The organism is Rhizobium sp. TH135 (assembly GCF_002855515.1).
Lineage (GTDB): Bacteria > Pseudomonadota > Alphaproteobacteria > Rhizobiales > Rhizobiaceae > Allorhizobium.
The window spans coordinates 154972-169657 of record NZ_PKRP01000006.1 but is presented as its reverse complement, the minus strand read 5'-3'; the positions used below and the strand labels follow the sequence as shown (position 1 = coordinate 169657).

Here is a 14686-nt window from a genome sequence, read left to right as displayed (position 1 = left end):
GCAGATCAAAAAGCGGCGATCCCTTGGGAGGACCGCCGCTCTTACTCAATTAGGTTTTCGCTCGCGCGAATACAATGACGGATCTGTGAAAGCTTAGTTCACAGCCTCACCGCGGAGACGTTTGCGGTGGATTTCCTCCGCATTCGGCAGCGCATCGCGCGGGACGGTGAAGATCTGGCCGGGCTCGATCATATCCGGATTGTTGATCTGGTTCTCATTGGCGAGATAGATCGTCGTGTAGCGCACGCCCTGGCCATAGACGCGGCGCGAGATCTGCCAGAGCGTGTCGCCCCGACGGATGATTACGCTGCTGTCGCTCTGGGCAAGCGGCGCCTGCTGGATCGTCTTCGGCTCGGACGTCGCCGCCGCTGCTGATTGTGCAGGGGCTGCTGCTTCTGCAGCTGGTGCCGCCGTCGCTGCCGGTGTCGGCTCGTTCAACAGATCGCGGATCAGGGCGACGAGCTTCGGCAAGACCGCGCCGAGCGCGTCGACATCACCGGCAGCAATCGGCTGGAGCAGTGCCAAGGCTTCTCGCGCCTTTGCGGCATGGGCATCCACGGCTGCGATGAAGGCCGGATCGGCGTTCGGACCAGCCCGGAAAGCGGCAATCGACTGGAGGCCGATTTCCGTTGCCGAACGGGCCGCAGCTGCCTGCTCCAGTGCCGGCTTCTGACCGTTTGCGAAGAGATTTTCGAGGATCGTCATCGCCTTGGTCAGCGAGATGCGCAGCCGCTCGAATTCCGCCTGTTCCGGGCTTGCCGCAGCAGCTGCTGCAGCTGGTGCCGTCTGGGCAACGACAGAGACCTGCTCGCCTGCAGGGCGCTCGAAGGGCACCGAGGCGCGCACAACGACCTTGCCGGTCGCATCCAGCAGTTCGACCTCGATGATGTGGTTTCCGACTTCGAGCTTCATCTCGCCCTCGATGACGAAATTGCCGCTCGTGTCGCTGACGGCCTCACCGATCACGGCCTTGTCGGCAAAGCCGCGCACGGTGGCACCGGCCGGTGCCTTACCGGCCACGAAGATGCGTTCGCCCTCGATCTCGACGGCGGTAACCTGAACCTCGGTGGCGCCCGGAAGGGATGCGGGGGGCTCGGTCGTCGGCTGGTTGGCAGGAGCAGCCGCGGTTTCCGCGCTGCCGGGCATGACGGGTGCAGAGGTCGCGAGTTCGCTCGCTGCAGCCGGAAGTTCCGGCAGGGTGACGCCGCCAGCCGTCGCGGCCGGAGCGGTTGCTGCTGCGGGCTGTGCAGGCGCCGCGGTGGACGCATTGTCCGAGCCCGGAAGCGTTATCATGCGGCTCGCTTCGCCCGGCTTCGACACCATGGCGAGCAGTTCGCCCTTGCCACCTTCCGGCACGGAAATCGTCGCGACCTCTTCCGAGGTGACGACATTGCCATCAGGGGCCGTGGCCCGGATCTGCAGCGAGTGGTCGCCGGGTGCCAGCGGCTGGTCGAGCACGGCTGCGAAATCGCCTGTGCCGTCGACGGTCTGCGAGGAGATAACTTGGTTGCCGTTGAGGATTTCGACCTTGGCGCCGGGGAGTGCATTGCCGGCAATCACGGTCGAACCATCCGGCTCGACGCGGAGGATGTCGAAACGAGGGGCAATATCAGCAGGCGCCTCCGCGACCGGTGCCGGGGTGACCGGCTTGCCGAGAAGCGCGTCCTTGATCGACGCGACCATGTTGGCTGCTTGGGCAGGGTCGGCAGGCAGTTGCTGAACGAGCGCCAGCGCCAGCGCGGCATCGGCCTGAACCGCCTTGATGCCATCCATCACGGCCGTATCCAGTCCCTCTGGAATATCGATGGTCGAAAGAGCCTCGAGTGCGCCCTGGGCCAGCGTCTTGGCTGCCGAATAGGCTTCGATGCCGGGCGTGCGGCCATCGGCAAACAGCGCCGAGATGCCGTCGACGGCCTTCACCGCCTCGCTCTTCAGGCGATCCATCTTCTGTGCGGCCGTTGCGGCGACATCGGCGGCTGCGGTTTCGGCAGTGGCCTGAACCTGGTCGGCTGCGGACTTCGCCGCATCGGCGGCCGCGTTCACCGTTGGCAGATCGGCCGTCGGCGTGTTGAGCCGCGGCATGATGACGAACACCATCAGCAGGCTGACGATGGCAAGGACCAGCAGGACCACCCAGAGGGCACGGTTCTTCATTTCTCAAGTCTCCCGGCGGAACAGCCGCCATTCCCTTGGAATTGCTAGCGTCAACCCGATGAATCGACAAGCGGCGATGGATCAATCCACCCGGCCGGACAAGGGTTTTCAGCCAATTTTGTTGACCTTGAGCGGGCGAGCCTGTTTTTTGCCCCGTATGAGCGAACAGAAAACCCCGATTCGATCCGTCTGCGTCTATTGCGGCTCTCAGCCCGGACGCGATCCCGCCTTCATGGAAGCAGGCCGCAATTTCGGCCGCGCACTGGCCGAAAACAACCTCCGCCTGGTCTATGGCGGCGGCACCAAGGGCATCATGGGGGCAGTTGCCTCGGGCGTTTTGTCCGCCGGTGGTCACGTGACGGGCATCATACCCGAATTCCTCGTCGATATGGAAGCGACGCGCCATTCGCTCGGCCAGCTCAACGAATTGATCATCACCAAGGACATGCACGAGCGCAAGCACGCCATGTTCGAGCGCTCGGACGCCTTCGTGACGCTGCCGGGTGGCATTGGCACGCTGGAAGAGATCGTCGAGATCATGACCTGGGGCCAGCTCGGCCGTCACGCCAAGCCGATGGTCTTTGCCAATGTGAATGACTTCTGGAAGCCGATGCTGGAGCTCGTCGACCACATGTCGGCATCCGGCTTCATCCACACGGCTCATCTCGTGCGGCCGCTGGTTATCGACAGGATCGAGGATATCGTGCCGGCGATCGAAACGCGCTGGGCCGAGACCGGAGCGCCCGAAGGCGACCCGGCGACGATTTCCAAGCTTTGAGACGAAGCGATCAGCGCTGCCGAAGCATCGGCAGCGTATAGATCACCAAGGCCGACCAAATGAGCGGGAAGGCGACAGCCTTCGCCATGCTGAAGGGTTCGTTGAAAACGAATACGGCGGTGATGAAGATCATCGATGGCGCGATATACTGCATGATGCCGATGGTCGAGAGGCGCAACAGCTTGGCGCCGTTGGCATAAAGGATGAGCGGCACGGCCGTCACCAGCCCCGCCGAGGCGAGCAGGATCGTATCGGTCATGTTGCCCATCAGAAAATGCCCGCCGCCCTGCAAGTTGAGATAGACGAGATAGCCGAGCGCGATCGGCGACAGCAGCAGCACCTCGAGCAGGAAGCCCTGGTTCGGCCCAATCGGCAATGTCTTGCGGAAGAAGGCGTAGAAGCCCCAGGAGAAGGTGAGCGCCAGCGCCACCACCGGCAGACGGCCCGCTTCCACAGTCAGGATCACCACGGCGAGCACGACGAGCGCCAAGGCCGCGATCTGCGTCTTCTTCAGCTTTTCCTTTAGAAGGACCGCGCCCATCAAGATCGAGAACAGCGGGTTGATGAAATAGCCCAGTGCGGTGTCCAGCGCATGGCCGGTTCCGATCGCCCAGACATAGATGCCCCAGTTGACGCTGATCAGCGTCGCGGTGACGGCGGCCATGCCGAGCATGCGCGGATTGCGCATCGCCTTCTTCAACTCATCGGTGCGTTTGAGGATGATCAGCAGCAGGCCGGCGACTGGGATCGACCAGAGGATGCGATGCGCGATCACCTCCGCCGGCGAGATATGCGCGAGCGCCTTCATGTAGAGCGGCAGGAAGCCCCACAGGAGATAGGCCGAGAGCGCGAAGAGAAAGCCATTCAGGCTGTCCCGGTTCTCGGCAGGAGCGGAGACGTCGGCCATGGTGTTTCCTGACTTTTGTTATGCTTGGAAACGGGATTACGCCCGCAAGGTTGCAGGCGCCAATTCATTTCTGTGAAGCATCGTTCAGGCAGACCGATCGTTTGGGCGCGCCGATCTCACTCCGCCGCGATCTGACCTGCGAGTTCGCGGTTCTTCATCAGCTTGTAGACAATCGAGTCCATCAGGGCCTGGAAGGAGGCGTCGATGATGTTCTCGGAGACGCCCACCGTCCACCAGCGGGCGCCAGTCGCATCGGTGGACTCGATCAGGACGCGGGTGATCGCCTCGGTGCCGCCGTTGAGGATGCGGACCTTGTAGTCCGCCAGCTCCAGGTCGAGAATTTCGGACTGGTATTTGCCGAGATCCTTGCGCAGCGCAATGTCCAGCGCATTGACCGGACCATCGCCTTCCGCAACCGACATGACGGTTTCGCCATCGACAATCACCCGGACCACCGCTTCCGAGACTGTTTTCAGGCGACCATGGCTGTCGAAACGGCGCTCGACCATGACGCGGAAACTCTCGACGGCGAAGAAATCCGGCACGGTGCCGAGCGTCTTCAGCGCCAGAAGCTCGAAGCTCGCATCCGCGCCCTCATAGGCGTAGCCGGAAGCCTCGCGTTCCTTGACGACCGAGATCAGCGTGTCGAGCTTCGGATCGTCCTTGGCAACCGTGATGCCGCGGCGCTTCAGCTCGTTGAGGAAGTTCGCCTTGCCGCCCTGATCCGACACCATGACCTTGCGGAAATTGCCGACGCTTTCAGGCTCGACATGCTCGTAGGTCTTCGGATCTTTCAGAAGTGCCGAGGCATGGATGCCGGCCTTGGTGGCAAAGGCCGAGCCGCCGACATAAGGCGATTGGTGGTTGGGCGAGCGGTTGAGCAGCTCGTCGAAGGCGCGCGACAGGCGCGTCAGGCCGACAAGCTTCTCGCGGTCGATCGAGGTCTCGAAGCGCGAGGAATAGGTCTCCTTCAGACAGAGCGTCGGGATGATCGTGACGAGATCGGCATTGCCGCAGCGTTCGCCGATGCCGTTCAGCGTGCCCTGGATCTGGCGCACGCCGGCCTCGACGGCAGCAAGTGAATTGGCAACCGCCTGCCCGGTGTCGTTATGCGCGTGGATACCGAGCGAGGAGCCGGGGATGCCCGAGGCAATCACGGCCGAGACAATGTCCCGGATTTCCGGCGGCTGTGTACCGCCATTGGTATCGCAGAGCACGACCCAGCGCGCGCCGGCCTGATAGGCTTCCTTGGCGCAGGCGAGGGCGTAGGCAGGATTGGCCTTGTAGCCGTCGAAGAAATGCTCGCAGTCAACCATGGAAAGCTTGCCCGCTTCGACCACAGCCTTGACGCTGTCACGGATGCTCTCGAGGTTTTCCTCGTTTGTGCAGCCGAGCGCGACCTTCACATGATAGTCCCAGCTCTTGGCGACCAGACAGACGGCATCCGCCTTCGACTGGATGAGCTGGCTGAGGCCCGGATCGTTGGAGGCAGAAATGCCGGCGCGCTTGGTCATGCCGAAGGCGACGAAGCCGGCCTTTTGCGTGCGCTTCTTGGAAAAGAACGTCGTGTCCGTCGGGTTTGCCCCCGGATAGCCGCCCTCGACATAGTCGAAGCCGAAATCATCCAGCATCGCCGCGATCGCGATCTTATCCTCAACGGAAAAATCGATCCCCGGCGTCTGCTGGCCGTCGCGGAGCGTCGTGTCGAACAGGGTGATCTTTTCAAGCGTCATGCTGTCGTCCTCAGGCAACTCGGTGATCTCACGTCCTCTCCCCGCCTGCGGGGAGAGGGTAGGGTGAGGGGCAGTCTTTACTTCAGTTCTTCCCCGCAAACCGATCCGTTGCGCGGATCAGCTGGTCGAGAATGCCAGGCTCGAGATAGGCATGGCCCGCACCCTCGATCAGATGGAAATCCGCCTTCGGCCAGGCCTTGTGCAATTGCCAAGCATACTTGGCCGGGCAGGGCATATCGTAGCGGCCATGGATGATCACGCCGGGAATATCCTTGAGCTTGTAGGCGTCGCGCAAGAGCTGCCCTTCCTCCAGCCAGCCGGCATGGACGAAGAAGTGGTTTTCGATGCGCGCAAAGGCCAGTGCGAATTCCGGATCATAGAAGTGGTCGGAATAATCGGGGTTGGGCAGAAGCGTGATGGTCTCGCCTTCCCAGGTGCTCCAGGCAACGGCGCAGCGCAATTGCTCCTCGCGGTCGGTGCCCGTCAGGCGCCGGCGATAGGCGGCCATCATCTCGTGGCGCTCTTCTTCCGGGATCGGGGCAATGAACCGCTCCCACTTGTCCGGGAACATTTCCGAGACGCCAAACTGGTAGTACCAGTCGAGCTCCGCACGGGTCAGCGTGTAGATGCCGCGCAGCACCAGTTCTGACACCCGTTCGGGATGCGTCTCGGAATAGGCGAGCGCCAGCGTCGAGCCCCAGGAGCCACCGAAGACGAGCCAGCTCTCGACGCCCATCAGCTCGCGCAGCCGTTCGATATCGGCCACGAGATGCCAGGTCGTGTTGGCGTCGATCGAGGCATGCGGGACTGACTTCCCACAACCGCGCTGGTCGAACATCATCACGTCATAGAGAGCGGGATCGAAGAGGCGGCGATTGCCGGGGCCGGTGGCGCCACCGGGGCCGCCATGCAGGAAGACGGCGGGCTTGGCACCCTTGGTGCCAAAACGCTCCCAATAGATCTGGTGACCGTCGCCTACATCGAGCATGCCGGTCTCATAGGGTTCGATCTCAGGATAAAAGCCGCGCAATTCTGTCGTCATGTCATGTCCTCTTCGTTGGCCAGGCCACCGTATCGTGATCGGGATGCTGCCGTGATGTGGCGGCGATCCCGGCATTGCCCGCCGGAAGGTCCGACCGGTCGGTCTGCTTCTCGGGCAGGCCGAAAAGTTTGTCGAAATAGGAAACGCGGCTCTCGACGCCATCCTGCGAGATGGGCTCTGCCAGCTCCGGCTTGTCGAGACTGCCGATGGTGACGCTGATGTAGGGCGAGCCTTTGCTGCGGAAGAAGAGCGGCGTGCCGCAGTCCTTGCAAAAGCCGCGCCCGCACGGGTCTGATGATTGGAACCAGCTCGGCTCACCGCGCATCAAGAGGAAATCCTCCTGTCGGGAGCCGGCGAGCGCCATGAAGAAATTGCCACTGGCCTTCTGGCACATGCGGCAGTGACAGATATGCGGATAGCCGAGTTCGCCCGCGATCTTGTAACGGATCGCGCCGCACTGGCAGCCGCCGGAATGCACCTGACGGGTCATTGTTCATCCTCCGGTGGCCATACGGCCGTATCGTGATCGGGGTGCTGGAAGCTCTCGATCGAGGCGAAGAACTCCTCCATCGCAGGGCTGGAATAGGCGGGCTTCTCGAAGAGATGATCGATCCACGGCAGGCGCTTCTGGTGGTTGACCTGAACCTGCGGCTCGAAATTCTCCGGATGGTCGAAGGCGCCGATCGCAAGTTCCACCCCATTGGGGTGATGATAGGAAAGCGGCGTACCGCATTTGCCGCAGAAGCCGCGCTTCACCTTGGACGAGGAGCGGTAAAGCATCGGCTGTCCGCGCGTCCAGGTCAGGTGCGCCTGATCAGCGGTGACGAAGGCGCCGAAGAAGGAGCCGAAGTGTTTCTGGCACATGCGGCAATGACAGATCGACGGCCGCCCAAGCTTCGACGCCTGGAACCGGATCGCGCCGCATTGGCAGCCGCCGCTATGGATCTCGCTCATGCGTGTCTCCTCATTCCACCGCAGCCAAAACCATCCTACCGCTTGACCTCCCAGGTCGTGATCCGTTCGCCGGTTTCCTTGTCCTTGCCGTCCTTGAGCTGGATGCCCTTGGCGGCAAGCTCGTCGCGGATCCGGTCGGCTTCGGCAAAATTCTTCGCCTTCAGCATTTCGAGCCGCATGTCGACCAGCGCCTGAACGGCGGCAGAGAGGTCGTCGCTGACTTCCTCAGCCTCAGTTGAGAACCCGAGCAATCTCATGCTTTCGCGAAATTGAGCCAAACGCTGATCATGGCCCGGCTCACCCTGCTTCTGTCGGTCAGCCAGCTCGTTCACTTGCTGGTGCAAAGAGGAAATCGCGAGCGGGGTATTGAGATCATCCATCAGCGCTGCGCAAACATCCGGATGTGGTGCCCTGTAATCGTAGTCAGGGGTAAAGCCTGTTTCATCTGCCGCGAAGGCCCACTTTTTGAACTTTGCCAGTGCGGCGCGCGCCTCAATGAGTTTGTCGACGGTAAAGTCAATCGGCTGACGGTAATGCGTCATCAGCATCGCAAGCCGCAGAACCTCACCCGGCCACTGGCGACCGCCGAATTTCTCGGTCGCCAACAACTCGTTGATCGTGACAAAATTCCCTTCCGACTTCGACATCTTGCGGCCTTCGACCTGCAGGAAGCCGTTATGCATCCACACCGTCGCCATCAGGTCGTTGTCGAAGGCGCAGCAGGATTGAGCGATCTCGTTTTCGTGGTGCGGGAAGATCAGGTCGAGCCCGCCGCCATGGATGTCGAACTGATGCGGCTTGGCCTTGGCCTTCGGCGAGAGGCGATCCTTGATCTCTTCCCAGAGATAGCGGTCGGCCATCGCGGAGCATTCGATATGCCAGCCGGGACGGCCGTAGATCGGCGTGGTCGTCTTTTCGAAAGTGAAGCTCGCCGGCCAGCCGGGTTCAGTGTCGGCGGACTGCTTCCACAACACGAAATCGGCCGGGTTCATCTTGTGGCTTTCGACGGCGACGCGGGCGCCCGCCTGCTGGTCCTCCAGCTTGCGCTTCGACAGCATGCCGTAGTCCGCCATCGAGGCAGTGGAAAACAGCACCTCGTGGCCTTCGGATCCTTCAGCAACATAGGCATGGCCCATGTCGAGCAGCCGCTGGATGATCGTGATCATCTGGGCAATATTGTCGGTGGCCCGCGGCTCGACCGTGGGCTTCAGGCAGCCGAGCGAGGCCACGTCCTCGTGGAACTGGCTCTCGGTCTTGCCGGTAACGGCCCGGATCGCCTCGTTGAGGCTCATCGACCCATCGGCGATCTGCCCGCCGAAATCGCGCAGTGCGCGTGCGTTGATCTTGTCGTCCACGTCGGTGATGTTGCGGACATAGGTGACCTTGTCCGCGCCATAGGTGTGGCGCAGCAGCCGGTAGAGCACGTCGAAGACGATGACAGGACGCGCATTGCCGATATGGGCGAAGTCGTAGACGGTCGGCCCGCAGACATACAGGCGCACATTGTCCGGGTCGATCGGCTCGAAATCGACCTTGTCGCGTGTGAGCGTGTTGTAAAGCTTGAGGCCGCCGGCCATGAGAAACTCCCAGAACGAATGGTACCCGGCTGGACCGGGTCGTTTGTCATCTGGGGCTATGCAGGAGACGAAAACGGCCAGGCCAGCGAAGCGCTAGCGAATAATGGTCCCGCAAATGATGCAGAGGCTCGTTTTCATGGGCGCTGTTATGGCGCGCGTCGCGATTTTGGTCAAGGGCACATGCCATCGTCCCGAAACAGGTCACACGTCAGGTGGCAACTGTGGATAGTCACTCTTCGGGTTAAGTCTTTTTCAAGATAACTCCCCCAATTCTAGTGAGGCTTTCCCCCGCCCTCGGAGATGATCTTCGGCATGGACCACAGCCTGCATCTGCCTACCATCATGATTGTGCACGCGTTGATCACACTGATCTCGACGGTCGTGACAATATTCATGTGGTTTCGCAATCGCGGCAGCCGGATCATGCCGTTGCTGGTGGCCGCAGGCGTGGCTGCCTGTGCCGCCATGCTGCTGCATTCCGCGCGCGAAACACTGCCTCTCATCTTGTCCTCCGGTCTTGGTCTGGGCCTCGGCGTGCTTGCCGTCGGTTTCTACTGGCAGGCGGTGGTCGCCTTTGAAGGCGGACGCGTGTCCATCCTCAAGGCATCGGTTGGCCTGGTCATCTGGGCTGTTCTCTGGTTCATGCCCATCCTTCATCAGTCGATCACTGTCCGGACCTGCGTGCTCGGCTTCCTGGTGGCGGCCTACTGCTTCCTCACAGCGCGCGAAATGATGCGCAAGGCCAAGTCGGAACCCCTGCCGTCAAGGTCGCTCGCGGCACTCGCCAATGTCATTCGCGGCGCGGTGTGGCTGGCACCGGCTCCGCTTTCCATTTTCGTTGGTCCGGCTTACGCCGCCGATGGGTCCACCGCGCCCTGGTTTGCCTTTGTCGTTCTAGCAAATTCCATGATGATCGTGCTGTCGCTGGTTGCCCTGCTGATGCTGGCGAAAGAACGTGACGAGCATCGCTACCGCCTGGCATCGGAACGGGATCCGCTGACCAATCTCGCCAACCGACGCACCTTTGTCACGCAGGCCAATCAGGTCCTGCAGCAGGAGGAGGGCGGTGCGAGCCTGCTGCTGCTCGACATCGATCACTTCAAGGCGGTCAACGACACCTACGGACATGCCGCGGGCGATCAGGTTCTGCTCGGCTTCTCCCGCGCCATCGAACAGCGCATGCCGAAGGGCTGGCTCTTTGCACGCATCGGGGGCGAAGAGTTCGGCTGTCTCATGCCGCGCATGAGTGCCCAAAAGGCCGTTGCTGTGGCGGAAAATCTGCGTCTCGCCGTCGCCGACATGATCATCGCCGGGCCATCTGCCCTGCATGTCACCGTGAGCATCGGCGTCAGCGAGGCCAATGCACGGGGCATGGACCTCGACACGCTGCTCGCTGGCGCGGACGCCGCTCTCTATCGGGCGAAGGCGGATGGTCGAAACTGCGTCCGTCTCTATGAGCCGACGGTCCTGCTCAACGAAACAGTCGAGACACTGGCGCTCGCTGTCGGCGCGCCTCGTCGTTCGCTCGCCCGCATCCGCCGCCGCAGCAACTGATCAGGCGGCAGCCCGCGGCAGGCGAACGAGCCCGAGCACCAGCGCACATCCGATGATGATCACGGCTCCGCCGCAGAGCTGAAGCATGGTCAGCGGTTCGTCGAGCACTAGGCCACCCACCAGAACCGCCACCACCGTCACGGCAAATTCCACGCTGATCGCAGCGGTTGCCCCGATGCTTTTGACAAGGCCGAAATAGAGCACATAGGTGAGGGCGCTCATTAAGGCGGCAAGAGCCAGCAGATAGACGTAATCGATGGCGGCAGGCGTGCCTGGCACCGGCACGAACCACAGAAGCGGTAGCGTCAGGATGCCGCCAGCGATGAAGGAACCGGTGGTGACTTCCCATGGTCCCGTGTCAGAGAGATATCGGCTCGCATAATTGCTGCCGAAGGCTGCGGAGAAGGTCGAGCCGATCATGGCGAAGCAACCGAGCAGGAAGGCGCCGGTGACAGGCACGGCCGGAAAGCCGACCAGCATCATGATGCCGATTGTGCCGAGCACCAGACCGACAACACGCGCCTGCGTGATCCGCTCCAGACCCCAGACCTGTGCGATGACCATGGAGAAAAGCGGGATAGAGGCAACGAAGATCGCAGCCATGGCGGTGCCGATCAGCGGTGTCGCATAGGACAACCCGATCAGTTGCCCAGCCACGGTCGTGGCCCCGACCATCGTGAAGGGTAGCCAGCCGGCGCTGAAATCCAGCCTGCGCCGCATCAGCCGCGCAATCGCGTAGAGCAAGGCGCCTGCGATGAAGCATCGAAAGGTCACGGCGCCGATCCAGCCGAAGGCATCGACCACATGCAGCAACAACAGGAAGGAGAGGCCCCAGGCCAGAGACAGATAGGCATAGGCGGCAAAGTCTCTGGGGGTCATGCTCAGTCCTGACAATTGGCGACGATCAGGCCGCAGGCACGATCCTGCAGGCCCTACTCTGGCATCCGGTAGTCGACGATCTTGCCTTCACGCAGCTGGTAAAGCTTGCCGGTTTCCGTCTGGTCCGGGCCGACGAGCGGCAGGAGCTTGGCAGCGACTTCGGAGGGATGCGGCAGGGTCGCGGGATCTTCCCCCGGCATGGCCTGGGCGCGCATGGCGGTGCGGGTGGCGCCCGGATCGACTGAGAGAACGCGCAGCGGCAGGCGCTGGGTCTCGGCGGCCCAGGTGCGGGCGAGCGCCTCGACGGCGGCCTTGGAGGCGGAGTAGGGGCCCCAGAACGGGCGGCACTTGTGGGCGGCACCCGACGACAGGATCAGCGCACGGCCCTGGTCGGATTTGACCAGCAACGGCTCCAGCGAGCGGATCAGCCGCCATGTGGCGGTGACGTTGATCGTCATGACCTTGTCGAAGACCTTCGCCTCGACATGGCCGATCGGCGAGATGACGCCAAGCACGCCGGCATTCAGGACCGCGATGTCGAGCTTGCCCCAGCGCTCGAAGATGTGACCGCCGAGCTGGTCGATTGCTGCCATGTCCGAGAGGTCGAAGGGCACCAGCGTTGCCGTGCCGCCGACCGCCTTGATGGCGTCGTCCAGCTCTTCCAGGCCGCCTACCGTGCGGGCACAGGCAATCACGTGAGCGCCGGCCTTGGCCAGTTCGATCGCGGTGAAATAGCCGATGCCGCGCGAGGCGCCGGTAACGAGCGCAATCCGGCCCTTGAGGTCGATGGTCATAGAAAATCCTGTCAGATGCCCAGTGGTCGTGTGGCTCAGCCGTTGGCGGCGAGCATGCTTTCCTTGCGGCCCGGCTTCTCGCTTTCCTTGTCGACGAGGCGCGTCGGATAGTCGCCGGTGAAATAGTGGTCGGTGAACTGCGGATTGGCAGGATCGCGCGGCTTGCCGCCGACCGCCTTGTAAAGGCCGTCGATCGACAGGAAGGCGAGCGAGTCCGCGCCGATATACTTCGCCATGGCCTCGATGCCGAGATACTGGTTGGCGAGCAGCTTTTCAGCGTCCGGCGTGTCGATGCCGTAGAAGTCGGGATGGAAGATCATCGGGGAGGCGACACGGATATGCACTTCCTTGGCGCCGGCATCGCGGATCATCTGGACGATCTTCAGCGAAGTCGTGCCGCGTACGATGGAATCGTCGACCAGCACGACGCGCTTGCCCTCGATCATCGCCCGGTTGGCCGAATGCTTCAGCTTGACGCCGAAAGCGCGGATCTGCTGGGTCGGCTCGATGAAGGTACGACCGACATAATGGTTGCGGATGATGCCGTATTCGAAGGGAATGCCGCTCTGCTGGGCATAGCCGAGGGCCGCCGGCGTGCCGCCATCCGGAACCGGCACGACGACATCGGCTTCGACAGGCGCTTCAAGCGCGAGGTTCATGCCGGCATTTTTGCGGGTCGTGTAGACGTTGCGGCCGGCGACGACCGAATCGGGACGGGCGAAATAGACGTATTCGAACAGGCAAACGCGCTCCGGCTGCGGACGCGCCGGCATGCGGGATTCGATGGTGACAGAGCCATCAGGCTGCGTTTCGCAGATGATCACTTCACCGTTCTTCACATCGCGCACGAACTTGGCGCCGATGATGTCGAGCGCACAGGTCTCCGAACAGAAGATCGGCTTGCCGTCGAGATCGCCCATCACGAGCGGCCGGATGCCGATCGGATCGCGGGCGGCAATCAGCTTGGTGCGCGTGAGCGCGATCATCGCGTAGCCGCCTTCCATCTGGCGGATGGCGTCGATGAAACGGTCGGTGGTCGAGGCGTGGCGCGAACGGGCGATGAGATGCAGCACGACTTCGGTATCCGAGGTCGACTGGCAGATCGCGCCGGTGGCGATGATCTGGCGGCGGAGTGTCAGCCCGTTGGTGAAGTTGCCGTTATGGGCAATGGCGATGCCGCCTTCTTCCAGTTCGGCAAACAGCGGCTGCACGTTGCGAAGCGCGACTTCCCCGGTTGTCGAGTAGCGCGTGTGGCCGATGGCCTGAGGCCCGGGCAGCTTCGCCAGGGTGACGGGGTTCGTATAATGGTCACCGACCAGACCCATATGCTTTTCGGTGTAGAACTGCCGCCCGTCAAAGGAGACGATACCGGCGGCTTCCTGGCCGCGATGCTGGAGTGCATGCAGGCCGAGCGCCGTCAGCGTTGCCGCATCCGGATGGCCGAGGATACCAAACACGCCGCATTCTTCATGGAACTTGTCGTCCTGATTGCCATAGACGACGTAAGAAGGGCTGATCTGCTTCATGGCGAGGGCCTTTGCTCCGGGGACAGACGCGGGTGGTATGCTTTGAACAGGGAAGCCGCCGGTCTGTCCCGATCCGGCGGCGTCTGTCTTGTCGTAAGGTCGCGCGGCTGTTCGCCGCGAAACGATCAGTTGCTCGGGGCCGGAGCCTGTTCGGCCGGGGCTTGGTCGGCGGGCGCCTGCTCGGCAGGTGCCGTTTCGCCAGCAGTTCCGGCTTCGGTATCTTCGCGGCCAAGGATGCGTTCACGGATCTGCGGCTCGATATCCTCAGGCAATACGGCTTCCAGCTTGAGAACCAGCGAATCGAGGAAGGGCTTCGACTTGGATTCGTTGACCCAGTCGGGACGCTGGCGGAAATCGATCAGCCAGTTCCAGAAGGCGACGGCGACGACGAGGAGAAGCAGGCCGCGGGCAGCACCGAACAGGAAGCCGAGCGTCCGGTCGAGCGCGCCGATGCGGCTGTCGATGATGAAATCGGCGATGCGCGAGGTGATGAAGGAGATGATGATCAGGGCGATCAGGAAGATGATGCCCGCCGAGCCGGCAAGCGCGATGCGCTCGTCGCTGGTATAGTTCATCAGATAGGGGACGAGCAGCGGATAGAGGTAATAGGCGGCCGCGACGGAGCCTGCCCAGCTTGCGATGGAGAGCACTTCACGCGAAAAGCCGCGCACCATCGCCAGCACCGCTGAAAACAGGACGACGCCGATGACGATACCGTCGAAAATTGTGATGGGCATAAATTCCAACTCCAGGGCCACCGGCAAAAGCCGGCATTGATGTCACCGCGA

13 protein-coding genes are annotated in these 14686 nt (G+C 62.4%); 2 read left to right on the top strand and 11 right to left on the bottom strand.

Going from position 1 to position 14686, the window contains the following annotated elements; genetic code table 11:
• Nucleotides 1–93 precede the first annotated feature (93 nt).
• Nucleotides 94–2154 (bottom strand): LysM peptidoglycan-binding domain-containing protein, encoded by a 2061-nt coding sequence (locus C0V73_RS18285; RefSeq protein ID WP_102021443.1) that lies wholly within the window; start codon nt 2152–2154, stop codon nt 94–96.
• 157 nt (nt 2155–2311) lie between these two features.
• On the opposite strand from C0V73_RS18285, the gene C0V73_RS18280 reads away from it, so the two are divergent.
• Complete coding sequence (locus C0V73_RS18280) at nt 2312–2932, top strand: TIGR00730 family Rossman fold protein (RefSeq protein WP_102021442.1); 621 nt, start codon at nt 2312–2314, stop codon at nt 2930–2932.
• Nucleotides 2933–2942: 10 nt separating this feature from the next.
• On the opposite strand, the gene rarD is transcribed toward C0V73_RS18280, so the two are convergent.
• From rarD to cysS, 6 genes are all read right to left on the bottom strand, one after another.
• Nucleotides 2943–3839, bottom strand: a complete 897-nt coding sequence (rarD, locus tag C0V73_RS18275; protein ID WP_102021441.1) for an EamA family transporter RarD — start codon at nt 3837–3839, stop codon at nt 2943–2945.
• A 116-nt stretch (nt 3840–3955) separates the two neighbouring features.
• Nucleotides 3956–5572, bottom strand: a complete 1617-nt coding sequence (gene cimA, locus C0V73_RS18270; protein WP_102021440.1) for a citramalate synthase — start codon at nt 5570–5572, stop codon at nt 3956–3958.
• An 82-nt stretch (nt 5573–5654) separates the two neighbouring features.
• Nucleotides 5655–6614 (bottom strand): prolyl aminopeptidase, encoded by a 960-nt coding sequence (gene pip, locus C0V73_RS18265; protein WP_102021439.1) that lies wholly within the window; start codon nt 6612–6614, stop codon nt 5655–5657.
• A gap of 1 nt (nt 6615) precedes the next feature.
• Nucleotides 6616–7104 (bottom strand): GFA family protein, encoded by a 489-nt coding sequence (locus C0V73_RS18260; protein ID WP_102021438.1) that lies wholly within the window; start codon nt 7102–7104, stop codon nt 6616–6618.
• Entirely contained in the window at nt 7101–7568 is a 468-nt protein-coding gene (locus C0V73_RS18255) for a GFA family protein (RefSeq protein ID WP_102021437.1), read from the bottom strand. The genes C0V73_RS18260 and C0V73_RS18255 overlap by 4 nt, the downstream gene beginning before the upstream one ends.
• 35 nt (nt 7569–7603) lie before the next feature.
• Nucleotides 7604–9145 carry a cysteine--tRNA ligase gene (gene cysS, locus C0V73_RS18250; protein WP_102021436.1) on the bottom strand — a complete coding sequence of 514 codons (1542 nt, stop codon included), beginning with the start codon at nt 9143–9145 and terminating at the stop codon, nt 7604–7606.
• A 312-nt stretch (nt 9146–9457) separates the two neighbouring features.
• Here cysS and C0V73_RS18245 point away from each other — a divergent pair, with 312 nt between their 5' ends.
• A complete protein-coding gene (locus C0V73_RS18245; RefSeq protein ID WP_172450222.1) occupies nt 9458–10699 on the top strand; it encodes a GGDEF domain-containing protein in 1242 nt (413 codons plus the stop codon).
• Here C0V73_RS18245 and C0V73_RS18240 read toward each other — a convergent pair whose 3' ends face one another.
• The 4 genes from C0V73_RS18240 to C0V73_RS18225 form a co-directional block, all read right to left on the bottom strand.
• Entirely contained in the window at nt 10700–11578 is an 879-nt protein-coding gene (locus C0V73_RS18240; RefSeq protein ID WP_102021434.1) for a DMT family transporter, read from the bottom strand.
• 53 nt (nt 11579–11631) lie between these two features.
• A complete protein-coding gene (locus C0V73_RS18235) occupies nt 11632–12372 on the bottom strand; it encodes an SDR family NAD(P)-dependent oxidoreductase (RefSeq protein ID WP_102021433.1) in 741 nt (246 codons plus the stop codon).
• A 35-nt stretch (nt 12373–12407) separates the two neighbouring features.
• Entirely contained in the window at nt 12408–13898 is a 1491-nt protein-coding gene (gene purF / locus C0V73_RS18230; protein WP_102021432.1) for an amidophosphoribosyltransferase, read from the bottom strand.
• A gap of 125 nt (nt 13899–14023) precedes the next feature.
• Nucleotides 14024–14635, bottom strand: a complete 612-nt coding sequence (locus C0V73_RS18225) for a CvpA family protein (RefSeq protein ID WP_102021431.1) — start codon at nt 14633–14635, stop codon at nt 14024–14026.
• Between the last annotated feature and the right edge of the window lie 51 nt (nt 14636–14686).

Excerpts from the sequence above, each read along its gene's own strand:
- pip (WP_102021439.1), bottom strand. The coding sequence starts at position 6,614 with ATGACGACAGAATTGCGCGGCTTTTATCCTGAGATCGAACCCTATGAG.
- purF (WP_102021432.1), bottom strand. The coding sequence starts at position 13,898 with ATGAAGCAGATCAGCCCTTCTTACGTCGTCTATGGCAATCAGGACGAC.
- C0V73_RS18225 (WP_102021431.1), bottom strand. The coding sequence starts at position 14,635 with ATGCCCATCACAATTTTCGACGGTATCGTCATCGGCGTCGTCCTGTTT.
- C0V73_RS18285 (WP_102021443.1), bottom strand. The coding sequence starts at position 2,154 with ATGAAGAACCGTGCCCTCTGGGTGGTCCTGCTGGTCCTTGCCATCGTC.
- C0V73_RS18260 (WP_102021438.1), bottom strand. The coding sequence starts at position 7,104 with ATGACCCGTCAGGTGCATTCCGGCGGCTGCCAGTGCGGCGCGATCCGT.
- C0V73_RS18245 (WP_172450222.1), top strand. The coding sequence starts at position 9,458 with ATGGACCACAGCCTGCATCTGCCTACCATCATGATTGTGCACGCGTTG.
- rarD (WP_102021441.1), bottom strand. The coding sequence starts at position 3,839 with ATGGCCGACGTCTCCGCTCCTGCCGAGAACCGGGACAGCCTGAATGGC.
- C0V73_RS18280 (WP_102021442.1), top strand. The coding sequence starts at position 2,312 with ATGAGCGAACAGAAAACCCCGATTCGATCCGTCTGCGTCTATTGCGGC.
- C0V73_RS18255 (WP_102021437.1), bottom strand. The coding sequence starts at position 7,568 with ATGAGCGAGATCCATAGCGGCGGCTGCCAATGCGGCGCGATCCGGTTC.
- C0V73_RS18240 (WP_102021434.1), bottom strand. The coding sequence starts at position 11,578 with ATGACCCCCAGAGACTTTGCCGCCTATGCCTATCTGTCTCTGGCCTGG.
- cimA (WP_102021440.1), bottom strand. The coding sequence starts at position 5,572 with ATGACGCTTGAAAAGATCACCCTGTTCGACACGACGCTCCGCGACGGC.
- C0V73_RS18235 (WP_102021433.1), bottom strand. The coding sequence starts at position 12,372 with ATGACCATCGACCTCAAGGGCCGGATTGCGCTCGTTACCGGCGCCTCG.
- cysS (WP_102021436.1), bottom strand. The coding sequence starts at position 9,145 with ATGGCCGGCGGCCTCAAGCTTTACAACACGCTCACACGCGACAAGGTC.